A 22,282-nucleotide genomic window follows, 5' to 3' on the forward strand; every position below is an offset into this window, starting at 1 on the left:
CAGGCGCGGCGGGGCCGGATATCGCAGGGCGAGCGGGGCAGGACCGGTCACTCCCGCGATCGGCGCCATGCGCCGCGCAGGGCCAGGGCCTGCACGCGGTCCGACAGATCGCGCGGAGGGGCCAGAGACAGCCGGGCCAGCGCGGCGTCCTCGCCCTTGGCGGGCCGGCCGCTCAGCCCCTGCCAGAGCAGCCCGGCCAGCGCCCTGCGGCTGCCCTGCGCGGCGGAAAGTTCCGCCAGCGCCGGCAACAGCGCACGCTCCTGTGCGTCGAAATCGGTACCGAAGGGGAAATCGGGCAGATCCTGTGGCGCCAGCCAGCGGCGCAGCGCCTCCGGGGTATTGTGACGCCAGGCCTCGGGCAGGGTGGCGTCCCGCGGCAGTTTTCCCGCCGACTTGGCCCGCGCCAGCAGATCCTCCTGAAACCGGCTGTCGGTGATCCGCAACATCTGCCGGATCGCCTCGGCATCGGTCCGGGCGCGCAGATCGGCGATCCCGTATTCCGTCACCACGATATCGCGATACTGGCGCGGTACGGTTTCATGCGGGCGGTCCCAGACGATGTTGGAGCTGACGCGCCCCTTGCTGCGGCGGGTGGCGGGCAGGGTGATGATGGCGCGCGCCTCGGGCAGGGCAAAGGCCTGTTCGACGAAATTGAATTGCCCACCCGCGCCGCTGACCACGCGCCCGTCGTCCACGGCGTCCGAGGACACGCCGCCCAGGGCGGTGACCTGCATCGCGGAATTGACGAAGCGGGCGTGGCGGCGGGCGGCGCGCTTGGCGTCCTCCTGCCCGTAAAGCGCATTGGTGAAGGACACCGGCCGCATCTGGATCCGGGCGCGATCGGCGGGGGCAAGGGCCCGCAGCCGGGCGTAGAAATCGCGGCAATCGACAAAGAACCCGGCATGGATCGCCGCGCCCTCGACCTCCCGGCGCAGGATACCGGCCTCGAACAATTGCAGCATCCCGTCCACCAGCATTTCCGTCACGCCGTAAAGGCCGATGTCGAACGGCTCGTGTTCGGCTGCGGGGGGTGCGGAAAAATCGTCAGGGGCGAACGGGCAGGCCCGCGAGATCGCGCGGGTGCGGCCGTTCTGGCGGACGATCAGCGCATGGGCGACCGCGTCGCCGATGGCGCCGATGCCGATCTGCAAGGTGCCGCCATCGCGCACCAGCCGGGAGACATGCAGCCCGATGGCGTGTTCGGCGCGGCCGACGGGCCGTTTCACGACCGAGAACAGATCATAGGGCCGCTCGGCGCGGTAAAGCGTTGTGACCTCGGATCGGGGCAGGCTGGCGTCGGGGCCGGTCATGACGGGCAGGTCGGGATGGACCTCACCCACCAGGATGAAATCCTGACGCCCGGCGCGGCGGTCGGCCAGCAGATCGGCGGTGATGTCGGTATTGCCGCCCAGTGACAACTGGCCCGCGTCGTCCTCTGCCAGCAGATGCAGGAGCAGATTGGGCCGCCAGTCGCGCAGCATGTCCAGCGCATGGGTGTAATTGGCGGCGATGTAATCCTGCTGCATCGTCGGGACGGACAGCCAGCGCCCGGCCAGAAGAAAGAACTCCCGCAGCTCGATATTGGCGGGCAAGGTGCCGTCGCGGCGCATCCGGGCATAGTGGAGTTCGGGGTAGTCGCCGAACAGCCGGTCGGCGGCGGGCCGCAGGAACCGCGCGGCCATGCCGGTGGACATCGCGGGGCGTTCCAGCGTCAGCGCGGTCAGGATCGACAGCCGGGCGCCTGGGGTGCGCGCCACCAGGTCGGTCAGCGCATTGGTCAGGCGCAGCGCCTTGCCCAGGCCCAGCGGCAGGGCCAGACGGATGTCGCCGTCCAGCCGGTCCAGAAGGTCGCGGGCGATGGCCTCGGCCTGGGGGTCGGTGGTGTTGGCCGCCGGGTCGGGATCGGTGCCTGTATCGGTGCCTGTATCGGCGCCGGGATCGGGGGCAGGCACAGGGGCCGGCGCGGCCCTCTTGCCCGCCGGTCCGGCGCTGGCGCGCGGTCCTCCGGCGGGGCGGTGCGTGTCTTCGGTCGTCATGGACGGGCGTGCTGCCAGCCTGCATCGGGGGCGAAACGCGGGCCATGCGCGGCCTCCAGCCGGGTCAGCCGGTCATGGGCGACATCCCGGCCCAGCGTGGCCGCGTAGTGCATCGGCCCGCCCCGGAACGGAGCCCAGCCGGTGGCAAAGATCATCGCCGCATCGATCATGTCGGCATCCTGCGCCACGTCGCAGCGCAGCAATTCGACCCCGGCGTTGCACATCGGCAGGACCAGCCGGTCGAGCATGTCCTGTGGCGGCGCGTCGTCCGATCCGCTTTCGGGCGGATGGGGCGTGCCGTCGGACCAATCGTACAGACCGCGCCCGGCCTTCTTGCCGGTCTCTCCGGCCTCGACCATCTCGCGCAGCCAATCGGGCACCTCGGCGATGGGCCGGTCCAGGCTGGCGGCCAGGCTGTCGGCGACATGCAGGCAGATGTCCAGCCCGACCTGGTCGGCCAGGGCCAACGGCCCCATCGGCATCCCGAAATCCAGCATGGCGCGGTCGATCTCCTCGCGCTTGTGGCCCTCGTCCAGCAGCATCATCGCCTCCAGCAGGTAGGGTGTCAGCACGCGGTTCACCACAAAGCCGGGATGATCGGCCACCCGCGCAGGCAGGCGGTCCACCCCGGTGCAGAACGCCGCCAGCCGGTCCAGGGTCTCTGCCCCGGCGGCGGGGTGGGAGACGACCTCCACCAGCTGCATCTTCGACACCGGGTTGAAGAAATGCAGTCCGGCAAAGCGGTCGGGGGCGGGCGCGTCCTCCACCAGCTTTGCCAGCCGCAGGGAAGAGGTGTTGCTGGCCAGGATCGCATCGGGCCGCATCTGTTGGCCCAGCTCGGCATAAAGTTTGCGCTTCAGGGTGGGTTTCTCGGGCACCGCCTCGATGATCAGGTTGGCGCGGGCACGGCCCAGCCCGTCGGGATCGGGCATCAGCCGGTCCAGCGTGTCGCGGGTTTCAATGCCGGTGGCATGGGCGCCCTCGCAGATCCGGGCCGCCCTGCGCATCGCGGCGCCCAGCGGGTCGAGCGCGATATCCTCAAGCGTCACCGACTTGCCCTGCAACGCCGTCCAGGCGGCGATTTCCGCTCCCATGGCACCGGCACCGATGACATGGACATGGCTGATGTGATCGGCGACGCCCTTGCCAGCCGATTTCAGCCGCTGGCGCAGGTGGAACACCCGGATCAGGTTCTGCGCCGTGGCGCTGTCCAGCAGCGCGGCAAAGGAGGCGATCTCGGCCTGCTGCATCGCGGCGCGGTCGCCGCCGTGGTCCTCCCACAGGTCGATCAGCGCATAGGGGGCGGGATAATGGGCGCGCGGCATCTGCCGGTCGCTTGCGGCGCGCATCCGGGTGGCGGCCAGGGATCGGGCGGCGCGGGTGCGCATCGCGGCGGAGGTCCAGCCGGGGCTTTCGCTGTCCAGCCGGCCCGCCGCAGCGGCCGTCACGGCGGCGTCGACATGGCGTTCAGGCACCACCGCATCGACAATCCCCAGCTTGCGCGCCTTGTCGGTATGCGCGGTCTTGCCGGTCAGCATCAGGGTCATCGCCTCCACCGGGTCGATCAGCGTGGTCAGGCGGAACGTCCCGCCCAGCCCCGGATGCAGGCCCAGCCGAATCTCGGGAAAGCCGAAGCTGGCGCCCTCGACCGCGATGCGGTGATCGCAGGCCAGCGCCAGTTCGAACCCCGCGCCCAGGGCCGCGCCATGGGTCACGGCGATGGTGGTGCAGGGCAGGGCGGCCAGGTCATCCAGTACGGCATGGCCCTGTTCCAGGATCTCCTGCGCCTGGGGGCCGCGCATTGCGCCGAAGGCGTCGATATCGGCGCCGGCGGCAAATCCTCCCGGCTTGGCCGAACGCAGAACCAGCGCGCGCGGGCCTCGGGTGCGGGCATGGGCGACAAGGTGGGACAGTTCTTCCAGAACCGCGCGGGAGATCACGTTGGTGCCCCGGTCGCGCTGATCCAGCCACAGGTGGATCAAGCCGTCGCTCTCCGCCATCCGCCAATGGTGCAGGTCCGGCAAGACCGGGGCGGTGGTCATCGTGTCGGGGGTGATTTCATCCAGAACGCTCATCACGCGGCCTCCAGCATCATTGCGCCACTTTGCCCGCCACCGATGCATTCGGTGGCGATGCCACGGGTCAGCCCGCGCTGCTGCATCGCGCGTGCCAGGTGCAACACGATGCGGTTGCCGCTGGTGCCCACCGGGTGCCCCATGGAGATGGCGCCGCCGTCGATGTTCAGCCGGTCGCGGTCGATCCGGCCAAAGGGCGCGTCCAGTCCCAGCACGTCGCGGCAGAACGCCTGATCCTGCCAGGCGGAAAGGCAGGACAGCACCTGCGCGGCGAAGGCCTCGTTGATTTCCCACAGGTCGACATCCTCGGCCCGCAGCCCGTGGCGCTGCGCCATCGGCGTGGCCGACAGCACCGGCCCCAGCCCCATGATCGAGGGGTCCAGCGCAGCCCATTCGCTGTCGACGATGCGGGCCATTGGCGTCAGACCGTGTTCCTTGACGGCGCGTTCCGAGGCCAGGATCACCCAGGACGCGCCATCGGTAATCTGGCTGGCATTGCCGGCGGTGACCTTGCCGTAGGGTTTCTCGAACGCGGGCGACAACCGGGACAGGCTGTCCAGGCTGCTGTCCGGGCGCACGCCGTCGTCGTGGCGATGGGCGGTGCCCTCGCGATCGAAGGCCGGGACCACCTCGCCCTCCAGCGCGCCGCTGTCCTGGGCACGGGCCAGGCGGTGGTGGCTGTCGACGGCATAGGCATCGGCGGTGGTGCGGTCGATGCCGAAGCGATGGGCCAGCACTTCGGCGGTCTGGCCCATGTTCAGATCGGTGATCGGATCGGTCAGCCCGCGTTCCAGCCCGACGATCGGGTCGAAGAAGGCGGGCTTGATCCCGGCCATCGCCTGCGCCTTGTCCAGCGGCCCCCTGGCGCGGGCCATGTCGCCGTACCATTCCACGGCGCTTTCGCGAAATACCAGCGGCGCGCGCGACAGGGCCTCCGCCCCGCCAGCCAGGATCAGGTCGTGGGAGCCGTCGCGGATGTAGCGATAGCCGGTGTCGATGCTCTGCATCCCCGAGCCGCAATTGATCTGCACGGAAAAGGCAACCTGTTCCTGTCCCATGCCCAGCCGCAGGGCCGCGACGCGGGCCGGGTTCATCTCGTCCTGAAGAACGTTGACGCAGCCCAGGATCACCAGGTCATAGGCGTCGCGCGGCACCGGCTGGCGCATGAGCAGCGGACGCCCGCATTGCACGGCCAGGTCCACGGGGGTGAAGGGGCCGGGTTTGCCCCGCGCCTTCAGGAACGGGGTGCGGGCGCCATCGACAAGGTAGACGGGCTGGTTCTGGTTCATTCTGCGGCCTCCCTGGGGGTGGATCGGGCGATGTCGGGGTCCGTGGCTTCGGTCCGGGTGCTGGCGCCGCTGGCCGACGGGTCAGAGGTTCCGGCCGGGGTCGGCGGGGCCATATGGGGGAAGTGCCGGGCCAGCTGTTCGGGGGTGAAATCATCCACCGCCACGACGCGGTCGATGGCGGCCTCGACCTCCGCGATGCGGTCATGTTCCACCTGCGACAGGACACCGGCTTCAAGCGCCTCTTGCGGGGATTTCTTCAACTGGCGCAGGCGTTTGTAAAGCGGTGCCTCACGGGTGACGAGGGCAAAGGCCCGTTCCAGATCGCCCAGCCCGGTTTCCGGGGCGCCGGGGTGCAGGCGGCCCGTGATCCGGTCCCGCGCGGGAGAGGGTTCCAGCATCAGCCGGGCGCATTGCTCTGTCAGCGCGTCGGAGGGGCCGCGCGAGCCGTGGCGTGGCAGAATCGCCGGGCGCAGCAGCCAGCCGGGCCAGCGGGCGGGGAAATTGGCGATCACCGCATCCAGCGCGGCGGAGATCCGGGCAAACCCGGCCTCGGCGGCGTGGCGCACGATGGGCAGGTCGTCGGCGGGGCGGCCGTCATCCTCCCAGCGTTTGAGCACCGCGGAGATGATGAAGAGTTCCGACAGCACGTCGCCCAGCCGGGCCGAGATCATCTCCTTGCGTTTCAGCGCGCCGCCCAGGGTCAGGAACGCGATATCGGCGGTGATGGCAAAGGCGGCGGACCAGCGTGACAACCGCCGATAGAGCGGCCTCGCAGCCCCCGCATCCGGCGCCGGCCCCCGGCCCGACCAGGCCCGGCCGGTGGCGCGGAAGAAAGTGCGGGTGGAATGGCCGACATGTTTCCAGAAATGCGCGTCGAACTTGTCGAGCGAGCTTTCGGGATCGGGATCCTGAAGGGCCATCATCTCGTCCAGCAGGTGGGGATGGGCGCGGATCGCCCCCTGGCCAAAGATGATCAGGTTGCGGGTCACGATATTGGCGCCCTCCACCGTGATGCCGATGGGGATCGCCTTGTAATGCTGTTGCAGGTAGTTGGACGGCCCGTCGATCACCGCCTTGCCGGAATGCACGTCCATGGCATCGTTGATGCCGTCGCGCATCCGGGTGGTGGCGTGGTATTTCAGGATCGCGGAGATCACCGCCAGTTTCTTGCCCGCGTCAAGGCCGGAACAGGCCAGCCGGCGCGCCGCATCCACGGCATAGGCATCGCTGGCGATGCGGGCCAGCGGCTCCTGCACGCCACCGAAATGGCCGATCGGCAGGCCGAATTGCTGGCGGATGCGGGCATAGGCGCCGGTCGTATGGGCGGCGGACCCCAGGGCTGCGCCCGACAGCGACGGCAGGGAGATCCCGCGCCCGGCGGCCAGCGCCGACATCAGCATCATCCAGCCGCGCCCGGCGTATTCCGGCCCGCCGATGATGTGATCCAGCGGAACGAAGACATCGTGCCCGGTGGTCGGCCCGTTCTGGAACATGGTGGAGGATGGCAGGTGCCGCCGCCCGGTTTCCACCCCGTCCAGATCGGTCGGGACAAGCGCGCAGGTGATCCCGAGGTCGGGCGTGTCGCCCAGCAGCCCGTCGGGGTCGCGCAACTTGAACGCCAGGCCCAGCACGGTGCAGACCGGGGCCAGGGTGATATAGCGTTTCGCCCAGTTCAGGCGGATGCCCAGCACCTCCTCCCCGTTCCAGGTGCCGTGGCAGATCACGCCGTCGTCGGTCATGGCCGACGCGTCGGAGCCGGCATCCTCGCTGGTCAGGCCAAAGGCGGGAAGTTCCGCCCCGGAGGCCAGTCGCGGCAGCCAGTCGTCGCGCTGCCGGTCCGTGCCGAATTGCAGGATCAGCTCCCCCGGGCCCAGCGAATTGGGCACCATCACCGTGACCGCGCCAACCACGGAATGGGAGGAGATGTAGCGCACGACCTCCGCATGCGCCCAGGCCGAGAAACCGAGGCCGCCGTATTCCTCGGGAATGATCATGCCGAAGAAGCCGTTGTCACGCAGGAAGTTCCAGGCCTCGGGGGGCAGGTCGCCGGTTTCGTGGTTGATCGCCCAGCTGTCCAGCATGTCGCAGAACTGCCGTACCGGCCCGTCGAGGAAGGCCTGTTCGGCCTCTGTCAGGCGGTTGGGCGGCGTGGCCAGCAGCGCGTCCCAATCCGGTTGCCCCGAGAAGACCTGTGCTTCCCAGTCGGTGTCGCCGATCTCCACCGCTTCGGCTTCGGTGGCGGACAGGGTGGGCAGGGCGCCCTTGGCCCAGCGGTGGATCGGCTTGGTGATGTGATCGCGGCGAAATGACATGGCGGTCCCTCCTGCCTTGCCAACGTGGCAGGGGGGGATGTGTTCCGTGACGATTGGGGCCGGGGGGGGGTGACGCGGCGGCGGCATGGCGTCGGTGGGGTGGGGCCGGCGGCCCTGCGCGGCGCGTCGGACCGGGGTGCGTATCGGGCCGTGCAGGTCCACCCGGACCATCGGCGGGGCCGGGGAAGCCCCTGCGGGACCGCTGTGCGGGAGGCGTTTACGGTGCGAGAGCCGCCGTGCCCCTCATCAGGTGCCGACGGGCACCAGGTGGTTGTCCCAGGCGACCGGGTGGCGCGACCAGCCGTCGGTGCCGATGCCGCCGACATCGCCGGTGCCCGCGGTCAACAGGAAGCCGCGCGGCGCGGGCGCGATGCCGCAGATATCCGCATGGCGCCAGCTGTCGGCATAGCCCGTGCCGTCCAGATCGAAAACCTGCACCAGCCCGCCGCGGGGGGAGGTGATGGCGACCTGTCCGGTTGCGCTTGTGGCCGCAGTCGTGGCCCCCGTTGTGGTCCCTGCTGCGGGGCTGTCGCCCGCGACTGCCGCCGTGCCAGCCGCCGCCGTTGCCGCGACGCTGCCGGCATAGCCACGCATCGCGCGGTGCAGCGGTTCCGGCGCGGACAGCCAATGCAGCGCCGCGCCCCGCCGGTGCAGGGCCAGCAGCGGCGGCGCCTCTGCCATGTCGCCCTGCCATTGCGCCGCCACCGCGACGCGCCCGTCGGGGCAAATCGCCAGATGGCGCAGCGAATTGCGGGCAAGGGGTGTCTCCGGCGCCACCTGGTCCAGCAGCGCGCCACCGAAATCCAGATAGGCGAGGGAGGGGCGCATGGTCGGGATGTTCAGCTTGGCCCGGCCAGAGGCGGGATGAGTCTCGATCCCGCCATTGGCGACGACCAGAACCTCCTGCCCCGGCAGGCGCCGGATCTCATGCGGGCCGATGCCGTGGCTGGCAAAACCGCCCAGCCGCCGGTAGCCCCGCGCCGCGTCCCAGATCCCGATCATGCCGCGCGCGTCCTCGAAGGCGTTCTCGGTGGTGAACAGCAGCGCGCCGTCGGCGGAAAAGGCGCCGTGACCGTAGAAATGATGCCCCGGCGGTGCGGTCAGGCGGGTCAGCTCCTGCCCGCTGGCGCAATCCAGCACGATGGCGAAGGTTCCCGGCCGGCGGGCGAAGGCCACGGCCTCCGGCCGACGGGGGTGAGCGGCGGCGGCATGGCCGCGCCCCGGCAGCGGAAGGGAGAACAACAGCGCGCCATCCCCGCCCAGCCCGTAAAGCGCAAAACGCCCGTCAGCCCGCCGTGCCGCCGAAAGGTAGGCCGGGCTGCCCGCATCGGCCCAGCTGGCGCCCGGCAGGGCACCCGCAGCCAGCAGTCCGGCGAGAAAACCACGGCGCGACGGCATGGCTCAATCCCCGTCCAGCGCGTTGAACCCCGCCGCGACCCCCAGATGCGGGCCCAGCTCCTGCGCGACGATATCGCGGATATGGCCGATGGATTGTTGCAGGATCTCCACCTTCAGGCGCCGCGAGGGGTCATCGACCCCGGCAAAGACCGGGTCTTCGGCCAGCGCCGCCGCATTCGCCTGCGCGGTGTCAAAGGCGGCGGTCAAGCTGGAGGTCACGCCGGGCTGTCCCTGCGCCAGCAGCAGCGCCAGGTCGCGGGTGGCCTGAAGCGACAGCATCACGTGGCGCAGCGACCGACCGGAGCGTCGGGCCTCCGCCCGGTTGGGGCGCGGCCGCTCAAAGGTGCCCAGCGGACGACCCAGCCGGGTGTCGGCGGTGAATTCCAGCCCCGTGGCCAGCGCCTTGAACAGCTCCTGCGCGGCCTCCTGCGCGCTGCGGTAGCGCGCGGTGGGGCCGGGGCTGCGCATCGTCTCGGCGAATTCCGCCTGCCAATCGTCGCGGATCGCGGCGCTGGTCCGGGCGATGTCGGTGGCCACGGCCCGCACCAGCGCGCAGCGGTAGGCGGCGTCGCCCGATGCGGCGATGCGATCGTCGAACAGCAGGTATTCCAGCGCGTAGAACCCGCGCCCGGCGATGGAGACATCGGCAAAGCTGTCGGCGCTGTCGATCACCGGATCCTGCGCGTCGATCAACCCCGAAAGCGCCTTGGGCGTGGCGCCCCGGCTGTCGGGCCAGAAGGCCAGCGCATAGGCGCGGTTGGCGGTCTCTGCCGGTCCGAACCGCAGGTGGCTGACCGCGATCCAGGCGTCGAAGGCGGCGCCGTAGGCGTTGCGCAGATCGGCATCCTCCGGCGTGCAATGGCGGCCGGCTGTGTCGGCCAGCGCCCGGCTGGTGCGCGCCAGCCGGTCATAGCCGGGCAGGACGTGATCCGAAACGGCGGCGGCCACCAGCGGCGCGGCATTGACCGTGGCAGCCGTGGCAGCCGTGGCGGCGCCGGTCGCCGTGGCCCCGGCAGGCGGTGGCACAGACCCGCCGTCGCCCGCATCCTGCGCCCAGAGCGGCGGTGCGAGGGACAGCAGGGCAAGGGTGGCAAGGGGTTTGAACATCACATCGACTCCAGGAAACGGATCAGCGCGGCGCGGTCTTCGGGGGGCATCTCAATCACGGCGTCGCGGTGGGGCTGCGCCTCCCCGCCGTGCCAGAGGATCGCCTCAAGCAGGGAGCGGGCGCGGCCATCGTGCAGGAACTGGGTGTGCCCCGAAACCCGTTCGGTCATCCCGATCCCCCACAGCGGCGCGGTGCGCCATTCGCGGCCATCGGCCAGAACCTCGGGCCGGTTGTCGGCCAGTCCCGGCCCCATGTCGTGCAGCAGCATGTCGGTATGCGGCCAGATCAGCTGAAAGCTCTGCTCCGGCTGGTCCGCCAGCCGGTGGGTGACGAATGCGGGCTGGTGGCAGGAGGCACAGCCAGTGTCGTGGAACACCCGCTTGCCGCGCAGCACCTCCGGGTCATCCACGTCGCGCCGCGCCGGCACGCCAAGGTTGCGGGAATAGAAGGTGACAAGGTCCAGACCCTCGGCATCGACCTCGAACACCCGGTCATCGCCGTCGCCATGGGGCGCGGCGACGCAGGTCGTCTGTTCCGGGGTGCATTCGCCGTGCCCGGCCGGAAACAGCGGCGAGGAGATGCCGATATCCCCGGCAAAGGCCGCCGCGCTTTGGTGGCGCACGGTGGGCACCCCGGCCTTCAGCCCGAAGCGGCCCAGCATCGGCGCCTCGAATTCAGGTGACCAGACAATATTGGCCTTGCCCGAGATCCCGTCGCCATCGGCATCCTCGGGATCGGCCAGCGCCAGGATATCGGCGGCGGGGATCGCCTCCAGCAGGCCCAGGCCGATCATCTGCGGCGCCACGCGGGGCGACAGCATGGCGTCGGGATGCAACGGGCCGTAGCCCAGATCCTCGGCGGTGTAGCTGGGCACCCGCAGGCTGGCGGTCTCCCCGCCCGACAGGGCGACGGGACGTTCGGCATAGGTGATCCCCAGCCGGTATTCGGGCGCGTGGCCGGGCAGGGCGAAATCCTGCAACTGGGCGCCGTAGACCGGATCGGGCAGGGTGGCGAGGTAGCCGGCGATCTCCGCCTGAGCGGCGGATTGCGCCGGGTCGGGGATCGACACGCGCAGGAACATGGAAATTGCGGTGTCCTGCGGCCCCTCCGGCACATGGCCGCGCCCGTCCTTCAGGTGGCAGCGCTGGCAGGAGCGGGCGTTGAACAGCGGTCCCAGCCCGTCAGAGGCCAGGGTGGAGGACGGCGCGGACACCCAGATCTTCTTGAACAATCCATTGCCGACCTTGAAATCCAGCTCCCCTTCGAAGGAGATGTTGCCCGAGGGATGGGAAAACGCATCGGCATTGGCCCGGGGCCGCACGGTGGCGGCGCCGGCCGACAGTTCCTCGAACCGCTGCGGCGCGTCAAAGGCGCGGGGTGGCGCGGTGACGGCGGCGATGCGGGCGCGTTCGGCATCGGTGCGGGGCAGGAAGTCGAGGTGAAGGTCATTCAGGACGGTGGGCGTGGCGGGATCCGCCACCAGCGGCGCGGCAACGGCCAGGGCCGCTGCCACGCCCAGTGCCAGGCGGTTACTCCGCTTCGTCCATGGCCGCAGAATTGCGCTGCGCATAGTTTTCCGCTCCGAGCCGATCGTGCAGGTCGATCTGTGTTTCCAGGAAGTCGATGTGACCTTCCTCATCGCCCAGCAGTTCCTCGAACAGTTTCATGGAGATGTAATCGCCCGCCTCGTGGCAATATTCGCGCGCCTCCTTGTAGAGGGCGCGGGCTTCCTGTTCGGCGGCCAGATCGCATTCCAGCGTTTCCTTGGGCGTCTGGCCGATGCGCAGGGGGTCCAGTTTCTGAAGGTTGGGATGCCCTTCCAGAAAGATGATCCGCTCTATCAGCTTGTCGGCGTGGTGCATCTCCTCGATGCTTTCCTCGCGGCTTTTCCTGGCCATGTGCGTCAGGCCCCAGTCGTCCTGAAGCTTGAAGTGGATCCAATACTGGGAAATCGCCGTCAACTCGCTGCGCAATGCGCGGTTGAGGTATTCAATGACTTTCGTGTCGCCTTGCATGATCGTCTTCCTCGTGTCGCCCGACCCGAAGGTTGCGCAGCTCTGCCGGCACCTCCAGATTCTCGTTCGTCCTCATAGACGCGAGGAACAGCGGCATGCAACCACCGCAATCAGGAGACTTGCCCAGAGCCCGGTAAACCTTGCCGGGTGTGATCAGCGTATAGGGATCCGCCGCCCGCATCCAGTCGATCGCGGAATGAATATCGGTGTCCGAAATATTCGTGCAATGACAGACGATCACGGCGGATCCCTCCCTGGACGGAGTTACTGGAAGACGGCCTCGGGATCATCGAGGCTGTCGGAGCCTTCGAATTCGATCCCGTCCAGGCCCAGCACGGCGACAACCCGTTCGATGCTGCGGGTCTGGTCGATCAGCCCGTCGACCGCGCCCATGACCAGCGTCTCGCCGGCCGCATTGCCGCGTTCCAGCATCTGGTCGTAGGAGAACCCGGCCTCGGCCGCCGTCTTGATCTGGCCCAATGCGCGCATGGTGGCGGCCAGTTTCGCCGTCAGCTCGGCGTCCAGATCGGCATCGCTGGCGGCGACCAGCTCCGAAAGGGAGGCGCCGGAAACGACGCTGCCGTCGGCGCGCACATATTCGCCCAGATAGACGTTCTGCACGCCCAGCCCGTCATAATAATGGCTGTTGTGGGTGTTGTCGGAGAAGCAATCATGCTCTTCCTCGGGATCGTTCAGCATCAGGCCCAGGCGCATCCGTTCGCCCGCCTGTTCGCCGTAAGACAGCGATCCCATCCCGGTCAGCATGGCAGAGATCCCGGCGTCGGGATTGTCCAGCAGGGTCTGGCGGGCCTCGCCACCCTCGGCCCATTGGCCGGCCATCCATTCCAGATCGGAGATCAGCAGATCCGTCGCCGCCGCCAGGTAGTCGCCCCGGCGGTCGCAATTGCCGCCGGTGCAATCCGCGCCGGTGGCGAAATCGGTCCAGGGCCGGTCGCCCGCGCCGTGGTCATGGCCGTTCAGATCCTGACCCCACAGCAGGAATTCGATGGCGTGGTAGCCGGTGGCGACATTGGCCTCCACCCCGTCGGCCTCGTGCAGCGTGCCGGACAGCAGATCGGGCGTGATCTCGGTGGCGTCGATTTCGGTGCCGGACAGGGTGAACTGCGGGTTGGCCACCACGTTCAGCGCGGCGAACTCGTTTTCATCCGTCGGCCCGCCATAGCTGGTGTCGACGTAGTCGATCAGCCCTTCGTCCAGCGGCCAGGCGTTCACCTTGCCCTCCCAGTCATCGACGATGGCATTGCCAAAACGGAACACTTCGGTCTGCTGATAAGGCACGCGTGCGGCCAGCCATGCGGCGCGCGCGGCGTTCAGCGTCTTGTCCGACGGCTCGGCGATCAGCGTCTCGACGGCGGATTTGAGGGTCTGCGCGGTGGTCAGGCTGTCGGTATAGCCGGCCAGGGCGATATCGGCATAGGTGCCCAGAACCTCGGTTTTTTCCGGCGCGGCGGCGAAGGCGGTGCTGCCCAGGCCTGCCACAAGGGCGGCCAGGCTGATCGAAAGGCGGGTGGTCTTCATGTGGGTCACTGTCCTTTGGCTATTGCTAGTGAAGCCGGGCCGGGGCGCGCCCGTCCGGCATTTCGGTGGCGAGAGACATGCGCCGAAGCGCGAGGCCGAAACTTTCGGCCAGGGAAACGAGACAGGGGGCCATGTCGGCGCGGACCAGCAGGCTGGCCATCAGCATCGCGTCCTCGCGCGCGCCGTCGGTGGCATAGGCGACGAAATTGGCGAAACAGCTTTCATCCGCTCCGACGCAGGCGCAATCGACATGGTGGCGCCACAACGGGCGACGGCCGTAGGCCAGGCACATCCGGCACAGCTCCTCGAAGGAGGAGGTGGCGATGCGGGCGCTTTCAGGATCGAGGGAGGCGTGGAAATCCGCCTGCATCCGGGCGCCCGGCGTCGCGGGGCCGGACGGGGCAGGGGCGGCGCGACTCCCGTCGGCGCCGGCCTGCGCGGCGGCGCCATTCAGCCCGTCGCACCACAGCCGCAGGTACAGTACGGCACCGGCCTCTACCGGGCCCAGTTCGCGCAGGTAGCCGACCGGGGCGCCGCCGCGGTGGGGGGTGGTGGCAGATGCGGTCATGCTGCGGGCCCTACTTGGTCAGGATCAGTTTGCCGGCGCGCGTGATGCGCAGGACATAGGTCTGGTCGCCGTGCAGGATATGGGCCAGCTGGCCGCCCTCGGTCAGATTCTGCGCGATGTGGCGCGGCGGAGCATCGGTGGCCTGGGGCTGCGGCGTGGTCTGCGGCGTGGGCTGGGGGCTGGTCATCGGCATGTCCTTGGTTCCTGTCGCGGGGCGGTCGCTGCTGCCGGACCCGAAGGACACGGGTGCTCCGCGATTGCCTCTGTCTCCCATATCCATGATATCGTTCCGTTTTTTACGCAGTTTCCAGGGGCAGGCCGCGTCTGTCGTGGCGCGCCCGGCAATGGTGCAAAAACTGAGTGAAACACTAGGAATTGTCAATCCGATTTTTTTACTCGGGAATAGGCGGGCCCTTCGACGGCCTGCGACACAAGGCGCATTCGCGCCTCGAAGCTTCACCGCGGTGTTACATCGGGCTGGTTTGTCGGGGGCCAAGACGTCCGTCCCAGCGGCGGAGCGATTCCCAATTCGAATGCTGAACAGGTTTCCTCATGCCCAATTACACTCTCGAACTGTTTCACGTCGCCGATCAGGAGGCTTCCACCGGGGCCATCGTGGATGCGCCGAACTTCTCCGCCATCCTCAACGCGCTGCGCGACGCGGATCTGGGCGGTGACGGGATCGTCGACAACACGCTGACCCTGTCCTCCGGCGATGCCTTCATTCCCGGCCTGTTCTTTTCCGCTTCCGAGGCGGTCTACGGCGCGGGTGGGATCGCCGATATCGTGATCCAGAACGAGCTGGGGATCGAGGCGATCGCCCTGGGCAATCACGAGTTCGACTTTGGCACCGCCGATCTGGCCGCGCTGATCGACGGCTCCGCTCCGGGCAGCATCCTGGGCGCGGATTTCGAGGGTGCGCTCTTCCCCTATCTGTCGGGGAACCTGGACTTTTCCACCGATGCGAACATGGCCGGGCTGGAGGTCGCGGGCGGCGGCGCGCCGCAGGCCAACAGCGTGACCTCCTCCATCGTGCTGGAGGAAAACGGCGCGCTGATCGGCGTGGTCGGGGCCACCACGCCCACGCTGGACAGGATTTCCAGCCCCGGTGACATCGGCATCGCGCCGGGCGCCTTCGGCACCAACCCGACAGAGGCGGAGCTGGACGCCCTGGCGGCCGAAATCCAGACCGAGGTGGACAGCCTGCTGGCCGACAACCCGGCGATGAACAAGGTCATCCTGCTGGCGCATATGCAGCGGATCGACATCGAACAGGCTCTGGCCGCGCGGCTGACCGATGTGGACATCATCGTCGCGGGCGGGTCCAACACGCGGCTGTTCGACGCCGATGACCACATCCGCGCGGGCGACAGCGATCAAGGCACCTATCCGATGTTCATCGAGAACGCGGGCGGCACCCAGACCGTGGTGGTGAATACCGATGGATCCTACAAGTATCTGGGGCGGCTGGTCATCGATTTCGACGAGAACGGCCACATCATCCCGGAAAGCTATGACGCGGCGGTTTCCGGCGCCTGGGCGACGGATGCAGCGGGGCTGTTCAACGTCTCCGACGGCCTGCCCGAGGGGCTGGAGATGTCGGAGGCGCAGCAGCCCCAGGGCGTGGCCGACACCGCCGCGACCGGCAGTTTCGATGTCACCGCCTTTGATCCCGAAACGCTGGAGGTGACGATCACCGGCAGCTATTCCGGCCTGACCTCGGGCCTGGCGCCGGTGGGCGCGGCGGATGCGGAGGGCAACGCCCAATCCGCCATTCACCTGCATCTGGGAGCCAGTGGCGAGACGGGCGGCATCCTGCGCAATTTCACTGTGACGGAGGCGGATGCGACCTCTGGCAGCTTCACCGGCACCTTCACGCTGACCGAAGGGGAGGCCGTGGCCCTGATGCGCGGGGAGACCTATGTGAACCTGCACACCGCCGACAATGCGGGCGGAGAGCTGCGCGGGCAGGTGGAATTCAGCGCGCTGGACGGCGCCACCACCATCGGCGCCCTGATCGACCCCGAAATCGCCCAGATCGCGACAGAGATCGAGGCGCAGGTGATCGCCACCGAAAGCAATGTGTTCGGCTCTTCCCTCGTTTATCTGAATGCCAATCGCTCGGGCACCGGCACAGCCGAAGATCCCGACGGTGTGCGCACGCAGGAGACCAACCTGGGCAATCTGACCGCCGATGCCAACCTGGCCGCCGCGCGGGACGTGGATGACACGGTGCTGGTGTCGATCAAGAACGGCGGCGGCATCCGCGCCTCCATCGGGGAGAACACGGTTCTGCCCGGCGACACGGAGGCGACCCGCACCGCCAACGAGGGCATCACCGACAGCGACGGCAACGTGATCAAGCCCGCAGGCGGCATCAGCCAGACCGATATCGAGACGACACTGGCCTTCAACAACGATCTGACCCTGCTGACCCTGACCCGGGCCGAGCTGGTGCAGGTTCTGGAACATGGTGTCAGCACGGCGCCAACGGCGGCGGGCAGCTTTGTGTCCGTCTCCGGGGTGCAATTGTCCTTTGACGCGACGGCCGAGGCGGGATCGCGGATCCAGAACGCGGTGATCGTGGACGAGAACGGCGTGATGATCGACCGTCTGGTGCAGGACGGCGCTTTGGTCGGCGATGCGGGGGGCGAGGTGCGGATCGTCACCCTGGGCTTCCTGGCTGAAGGCGGGGACGGCTATCCTTTCCCCAGCGGTGACGCGGTGAACCGCGTGGATCTGGAGACGGCGGCGCGCAGCGGCGACGCGACCTTTGCCGATGACGGCACGGAACAGGATGCGCTGGCCGAATATCTGGACGACACCCATGCCGTTCGCGGGTTCGACATGGTGGATACCGGCCCCGAGGGCGACACCAGGATCCAGCAGACCGAATTCCGCGACGACACCGCCCATCTGACCACCATCGCGATGGACGATTTCGACGGCACGCAGATCAATGTGGTCGATGCACCCACTGCCGATTTCTATCTGGATGGCGGGGGCGGTGACGCTTTCGGGTTCGGCAGCCTGAACGATTGGCCCGCCAGCGGTGGCGTGCCCTTTGGTCTGGCCGATGACAGCGCCGTGGGCATCAGCGGCGACAGCCCCTTTGCCGCCGACAGCGAAGGCGTCTTCGGACGGAACGCCGATGGCGACAACACATTCTTCGCGGTCTCCGACAGCGACGAATTCGGCGCGGCGCAGACGGTCAGCTGGACCTTCAATATCTCCGGTGCCGACGATCTGCTGCTGAGCATCGACCTGGGCGGCATGGCCGACAGCGCGTTCGGCGGCTACGCGGCGCAATCGGGCGCCTTTACCTATTCCATCGACGGCGGCGAGGAGATGACAGCCTTCTCGCTGGCGCCGCAGACCGATCTGGGCGGGTTCGAATACCGCCCCATGGACAGCGGCACCGACGTCGAGGAGGCGGGCGTTCTGAACGTCAGCGGCGACAGCACCGTGTGGAAGACCGATGCCGATACCGGTGCGATCGTGGATGACACCTTCCTGGACCGCTCCTCCAACCTGACCGGGCAGCTGGACACATTCAGCACCGATCTGACCGGCGCGGGCGAGACGCTGACCCTGACCTTCACCACCGATTTTCCCTATGAGGCGATGGCCTTTGACAACATTCTGGTGCAGGGCGTGGACAGCGGCACCGGCGGCGATGCGATCACCCCGGTTGCGGGCGCCAAGACCCTGAGCGTGCGCCACGCCGACACGCTAGACGGTCTGGCCGGGGCGGAAATCGTCGATGTGGATACCGAGACGGGCACCATCTACGTCACGTCCTCTGACGGGGTGCAGATGATCACGGGCGGTGCGGACGGCCCGGTGATTACCCTGCTGGCGCCAATGGACCACGGCTTCAATTCCAACGATGTGACCTCTGTCGCGGTGGCGGGCGGCATCGTCGCCGTGGCGCTGCCCGACGCGGACAAGACTGCCGCGGGCGATGTCGTCTTCTTCGACACATCCGGCGCTTTCCTGGGATCCGTCGAAGTGGGCGCGCTGCCCGACATGCTGACCTTCGACGCCAGTGGCCAATATCTGGTCGTCGCGAACGAGGGCGAAAGCGCGGATGACGACAACGATCCCGCCGTCACGCCCAACCCCGATGGCTCTGTCTCCATCATCAACCTGTCCGGTGGCGTGAACGCGGCCACCGTTACCAACCTGGGCTTCACCGATGCATCGCTGACCGCGCAGGCCCTGACGGACAAGGGCGTGCGCCTGAACCCTGACGCGCCTTCCGCCGCTGCGGATCTGGAGCCGGAATACATCACGATCGAGGGCAACAAGGCCTTCATCGCGCTTCAGGAGAACAATGCCGTCGCGGTGATCGAGGACATCACCAACCCGTCCCCCTTCACCATCGACGACATCCTGCCGCTGGGCACCAAGGACCATTCCGTCGAGGGCAACGAGATCGACCCCTCGGACCGCGATGACGGCATCAACCTTGGCCTGCACCCGGTGCAGGGCATGTTCATGCCCGATGGCATGGCGTCCTACACCGTCGGCGGAAAGACCTATTTCATCACCGCCAACGAAGGCGACAGCAAGGGCGAGGACGAGCGGGTCAAGGATCTGACCCTCGATCCCACCGCCTTCCCCGATGCGGTCGCCCTTCAGGCGGACGAGGTGCTGGGCCGGCTGGAAGTGTCCTCCATCGACGGCGATATCGACGGCGACGGGGATATCGACGTGCTCTACAGCTATGGCGCGCGGTCCTTCACCATCTGGGACGAGGACGGCAATCTGGTCTGGGATTCGGGCAGCGAATTCGCCCGGATCATCGCCACTGAAATGCCGGACCTGTTCAACGCCAACGATGCCGACCCGACCGACACCGATGCCCGGTCCGACGCCAAGGGGATCGAGCCGGAATCGGTCGTCCTGGGTGAGGTCGACGGCACAATCTATGCCTTCATCGGGCTGGAACGTACCGGGGGCGTCATGGTCTATGACGTGACCGACCCCGCCGCGCCGGTCTATGACCAGTTCATCTGGGTGGAGGGCGACGTGGCGCCGGAGGGGCTGAAGTTCCTGTCGGCCAGCGAAAGCCCCAGCGGCATCGCCACGCTGCTGATCGCCAACGAGGACAGCAACACCCTGTCCACCATCGAGTTCAACGCCCCGACCCGGATCAGCGACATCCAGGGCAGCGGCGATGCCTCGGCCATGGTGGGCGAGACGGTGATCGTGGAGGCCATCGTTTCGGGCGACTTCCAGAACGGCGATGCCGATGCCACGCGGGAGCTGGGCGGCTTCTACCTGATGGAGGAACAAGCCGACCGTGATGGCAATGATGCCACCTCCGAAGGGATCTTTGCCTACGAGGGCGCGGGCGATCTGCTGGTCGATGTGGCCGAAGGCGATCAGGTGCGCGTCACCGGCACCGTGGTGGAACGGTTCGGCATGACCACGATCGAGGTCACCGCCGTCACCGTGGTGGACACCGGCGTTGTCACCGATCTGGCCGATCTGGCCGTGACCACGGCGCTGCCTGCGGTCGAGGACCGGGAAGCCGTCGAGGGCATGTTGCTCGATATCGACGAGCCGCTGACCTTCTCCGAAAGTTTCGATTACGAGGATTTCGGGGAGGCGCTGTTCACCGCCGGTGGGCCGCTGTATCAGTACAGCCAGACCAACACCCCCGACAGCGACGGCAATGCGGCCTGGCTGGAAGAGATGGCCGACCGCTCCATCGTGATCGAGGACGGGCTGAACGGGGCCCGCGTCGATGGCGCGCCGATCTACTGGCCCGACGGCACGCCGATCTCCTTTGATGACATGGTGCGGATGGGGCAGGAATTCTCGGACGTGCTGGGGATCATGGATTACTCCTTTGGCGAATATAAACTGCGCATCCCCGAACTGGCCGATCTGATGCCGGACGCGGGATCCAACCCGCATCCGGAGGTGCCGCAGGATGTGGGCGGCAGCCTGAAGGTGGGCAGCCTGAACGTGCTGAACTACTTCACCACGCTGGAGGGGACCACCGACGTGGGCGAAGACCCGCGCGGCGCCACCACCGCCGAAGAGCTGGCCCGCCAGCAGGACAAGCTGGTGCAGACGATCCTGTCCATGGATGCGGATGTGATCGGCCTGATGGAGATCGAAAACGACTTTGCCGGGGATGATTTCGCCATTGCGACCCTCGTCAGCGCGGTGAATGCCGCTGCCGGCACGATGGCCTGGGCCTTTGTCGATCCGGGCATGGAATTTGTCGGCGGCGATGCGATTTCCACGGCGTTCATCTACAACAGCCAGACGGTGGAGCTGGTCGGCGCGACGGCGGTTCTGGATACGCCCGAATTCCTTGACCCGCTGGATGACGGCGAAGACGGCAATGGCGACGAAACCCCCAATGGCGATGAATTCAACCGCCCGGCCGTGGCCCAGACCTTCCGCGAGAAGGCCAGCGGCGAGGAGTTCACCGCCGTGGTCAACCATCTGAAGTCCAAGGGTTCCCTGACCGGGGCGGCGGCGGATGCCGATCAGGGTGACGGTGCGGGCAACAACAATGCCACCCGCGAGGCCTCTGTGCAGGCGCTGCTGGACTGGCTGGCCACCGATCCCACCGGCTCGGGCGACAGCGACGTGCTGATCCTGGGGGATCTGAACGCCTATGCGATGGAGACGCCCATCACCACGCTGGAGGCGGGCGGCTATGTCGATCTGGCCCGTGCCTTCCAGGGGGATGACGTCTATTCCTACCGCTTCAGCGGGCAGATCGGGACGCTGGATTACATCCTGGCCAATTCCACCATGGCCCAGCAGATCACCGGGGCCACCGCCTGGAACGTCAATTCCGATGCGCCGGTGTTCTACGATTACAACACCGACGGCACCTATACCGACACGATGCGCCCCGAGGATCAGGGCCTGTTCGACGGTGACAGCCCGGCGCGCGGGTCGGATCACGATCCCATCGTGGTGGGTCTGGATCTGGGCTCCGGCCTGGTCCCGACCGAGGGCGACGACGTTTTGATGGGCACCGCCCAGGCGGACACGATCGATCTGCTGGGCGGGCATGACATGTTCACCGGGGCAGGCGGGGCCGACAGCGTGACGGGTGGCGCCGGTAACGACAGTCTGATGGGCGGCTCTGGCAATGACGCGCTGGACGGCGGCACCGGGTTCGACCTGGCGATGATGTCCGGCGCGATGGACAGCCATACCCTGCGCTTCACCCCCGACGGGGTGGAGATCGAGGACCGGCGCGACCTGGGCGACGGCACCGACAGTCTGACCTCCATCGAGGCGTTGTCCTTTGCCGACGGCACCATCCCGCTGCACCTGTTCGACGGCGCAGCCGGGGCCGACCCGGCGCTGGTGGAAGCGGTGACCGAACTCTATATCGGTTACCTCGACCGTGCCCCCGACGCCCTGGGCCTGGCCTATTGGATCGGTCAGGCGCGGGACGGCATGTCGATCGAGGAGATTGCCAAGAATTTCTTCCTCTCGACCGAGGGGCAGGCCCTGTTCGGCAGCCACGCCAGCACCGCCGCCTTCGTGGAGGCCGGATACCAGGCGGTGCTGGGCCGGGCCTCCGACACGGCGGGCAAGGCCTATTGGATCGACCAGGTCGACAATGGCCAGATCGCGGCCAGCGTCTTCCCGCTGGCATTGATCAACGGTGCCAGGGCCGCCTCGGGCAGCAGTGCCGATGCCGCCTACCTGGACGCCAAGGTCGATATCGCCGGAGATTACGCCTGGACGCGCGGCCTGACCGACGTCTCCGATGCGCAATCGGTGATGACCACGTTCGAGACCTCCGGCAGCGATCAGGCCACTCAGGCCATCGCCGAGCTTTATGCCGATGCGCTGGACGGTGAGACGGGTGATTTGCTGGTGGAGTTCGTCGGTCTCAGCCAGGCAGAGCTGTACTGAGCGGCTTGCCCCGGCCCGGACCGCTGCTGCGGCG

At 67.9% G+C, this 22,282-nt stretch carries 13 protein-coding genes; 1 reads left to right on the forward strand and 12 read right to left on the reverse strand.

The window, feature by feature from the left end; translation table 11 throughout:
• Positions 1 to 47: 47 nt before the first annotated feature.
• From G5A46_RS12460 to hemP, 12 genes are all read right to left on the reverse strand, one after another.
• On the reverse strand, positions 48 to 2,036 hold the full coding sequence (locus G5A46_RS12460) for an acetyl-CoA hydrolase/transferase C-terminal domain-containing protein (protein WP_163849696.1): 1,989 nt from the start codon (positions 2,034 to 2,036) through the stop codon (positions 48 to 50).
• Positions 2,033 to 4,111 carry a 3-hydroxyacyl-CoA dehydrogenase NAD-binding domain-containing protein gene (locus G5A46_RS12465; RefSeq protein WP_163849697.1) on the reverse strand — a complete coding sequence of 693 codons (2,079 nt, stop codon included), beginning with the start codon at positions 4,109 to 4,111 and terminating at the stop codon, positions 2,033 to 2,035. Before G5A46_RS12465 ends, G5A46_RS12460 begins: the two co-directional genes overlap by 4 nt.
• The gene (locus G5A46_RS12470) at positions 4,111 to 5,400 is read right to left on the reverse strand and encodes an acetyl-CoA C-acetyltransferase (protein ID WP_163849698.1); all 1,290 of its coding nucleotides are present in this window, start codon (positions 5,398 to 5,400) and stop codon (positions 4,111 to 4,113) included. Before G5A46_RS12470 ends, G5A46_RS12465 begins: the two co-directional genes overlap by 1 nt.
• A complete protein-coding gene (locus tag G5A46_RS12475) occupies positions 5,397 to 7,712 on the reverse strand; it encodes an acyl-CoA dehydrogenase (protein WP_163849699.1) in 2,316 nt (771 codons plus the stop codon). Before G5A46_RS12475 ends, G5A46_RS12470 begins: the two co-directional genes overlap by 4 nt.
• A gap of 246 nt (positions 7,713 to 7,958) precedes the next feature.
• Positions 7,959 to 9,110 carry a DUF1513 domain-containing protein gene (locus G5A46_RS12480; RefSeq protein ID WP_163849700.1) on the reverse strand — a complete coding sequence of 384 codons (1,152 nt, stop codon included), beginning with the start codon at positions 9,108 to 9,110 and terminating at the stop codon, positions 7,959 to 7,961.
• A gap of 3 nt (positions 9,111 to 9,113) precedes the next feature.
• Complete coding sequence (locus tag G5A46_RS12485; protein WP_163849701.1) at positions 9,114 to 10,217, reverse strand: imelysin family protein; 1,104 nt, start codon at positions 10,215 to 10,217, stop codon at positions 9,114 to 9,116.
• Positions 10,217 to 11,788, reverse strand: coding sequence for a di-heme oxidoreductase family protein (locus tag G5A46_RS12490; RefSeq protein ID WP_163849702.1), 1,572 nt, complete (start codon positions 11,786 to 11,788; stop codon positions 10,217 to 10,219). The genes G5A46_RS12485 and G5A46_RS12490 overlap by 1 nt, the downstream gene beginning before the upstream one ends.
• Complete coding sequence (gene bfr / locus G5A46_RS12495) at positions 11,748 to 12,233, reverse strand: bacterioferritin (protein ID WP_163849703.1); 486 nt, start codon at positions 12,231 to 12,233, stop codon at positions 11,748 to 11,750. The genes G5A46_RS12490 and bfr overlap by 41 nt, the downstream gene beginning before the upstream one ends.
• Positions 12,208 to 12,474, reverse strand: coding sequence for a (2Fe-2S)-binding protein (locus tag G5A46_RS12500; RefSeq protein WP_163849704.1), 267 nt, complete (start codon positions 12,472 to 12,474; stop codon positions 12,208 to 12,210). Before G5A46_RS12500 ends, bfr begins: the two co-directional genes overlap by 26 nt.
• A gap of 23 nt (positions 12,475 to 12,497) precedes the next feature.
• On the reverse strand, positions 12,498 to 13,772 hold the full coding sequence (locus tag G5A46_RS12505; protein ID WP_163849705.1) for an imelysin family protein: 1,275 nt from the start codon (positions 13,770 to 13,772) through the stop codon (positions 12,498 to 12,500).
• A 25-nt stretch (positions 13,773 to 13,797) separates the two neighbouring features.
• Positions 13,798 to 14,340 (reverse strand): hypothetical protein, encoded by a 543-nt coding sequence (locus G5A46_RS12510; RefSeq protein WP_163849706.1) that lies wholly within the window; start codon positions 14,338 to 14,340, stop codon positions 13,798 to 13,800.
• Between the two features lie 10 nt (positions 14,341 to 14,350).
• A complete protein-coding gene (hemP, locus tag G5A46_RS12515) occupies positions 14,351 to 14,533 on the reverse strand; it encodes a hemin uptake protein HemP (protein WP_420821358.1) in 183 nt (60 codons plus the stop codon).
• A 359-nt stretch (positions 14,534 to 14,892) separates the two neighbouring features.
• On the opposite strand from hemP, the gene G5A46_RS19645 reads away from it, so the two are divergent.
• Positions 14,893 to 22,248 carry an ExeM/NucH family extracellular endonuclease gene (locus G5A46_RS19645; protein ID WP_204318734.1) on the forward strand — a complete coding sequence of 2,452 codons (7,356 nt, stop codon included), beginning with the start codon at positions 14,893 to 14,895 and terminating at the stop codon, positions 22,246 to 22,248.
• The last annotated feature ends 34 nt before the right edge of the window (positions 22,249 to 22,282 follow it).

This window comes from Pseudooceanicola aestuarii (assembly GCF_010614805.1).
GTDB classification, from domain to species: domain Bacteria; phylum Pseudomonadota; class Alphaproteobacteria; order Rhodobacterales; family Rhodobacteraceae; genus Pseudooceanicola; species Pseudooceanicola aestuarii.

Bases quoted from the DNA above. Each gene is read 5' to 3' on its own strand.
- G5A46_RS12465 (WP_163849697.1), bottom strand. From the start codon at position 4,111: ATGAGCGTTCTGGATGAAATCACCCCCGACACGATGACCACCGCCCCG.
- G5A46_RS12480 (WP_163849700.1), bottom strand. From the start codon at position 9,110: ATGCCGTCGCGCCGTGGTTTTCTCGCCGGACTGCTGGCTGCGGGTGCC.
- hemP (WP_420821358.1), bottom strand. From the start codon at position 14,533: ATGCCGATGACCAGCCCCCAGCCCACGCCGCAGACCACGCCGCAGCCC.
- G5A46_RS12505 (WP_163849705.1), bottom strand. From the start codon at position 13,772: ATGAAGACCACCCGCCTTTCGATCAGCCTGGCCGCCCTTGTGGCAGGC.
- G5A46_RS12460 (WP_163849696.1), bottom strand. From the start codon at position 2,036: ATGACGACCGAAGACACGCACCGCCCCGCCGGAGGACCGCGCGCCAGC.
- G5A46_RS12510 (WP_163849706.1), bottom strand. From the start codon at position 14,340: ATGACCGCATCTGCCACCACCCCCCACCGCGGCGGCGCCCCGGTCGGC.
- bfr (WP_163849703.1), bottom strand. From the start codon at position 12,233: ATGCAAGGCGACACGAAAGTCATTGAATACCTCAACCGCGCATTGCGC.
- G5A46_RS12490 (WP_163849702.1), bottom strand. From the start codon at position 11,788: ATGCGCAGCGCAATTCTGCGGCCATGGACGAAGCGGAGTAACCGCCTG.
- G5A46_RS19645 (WP_204318734.1), top strand. From the start codon at position 14,893: ATGCCCAATTACACTCTCGAACTGTTTCACGTCGCCGATCAGGAGGCT.
- G5A46_RS12475 (WP_163849699.1), bottom strand. From the start codon at position 7,712: ATGTCATTTCGCCGCGATCACATCACCAAGCCGATCCACCGCTGGGCC.
- G5A46_RS12470 (WP_163849698.1), bottom strand. From the start codon at position 5,400: ATGAACCAGAACCAGCCCGTCTACCTTGTCGATGGCGCCCGCACCCCG.
- G5A46_RS12485 (WP_163849701.1), bottom strand. From the start codon at position 10,217: ATGTTCAAACCCCTTGCCACCCTTGCCCTGCTGTCCCTCGCACCGCCG.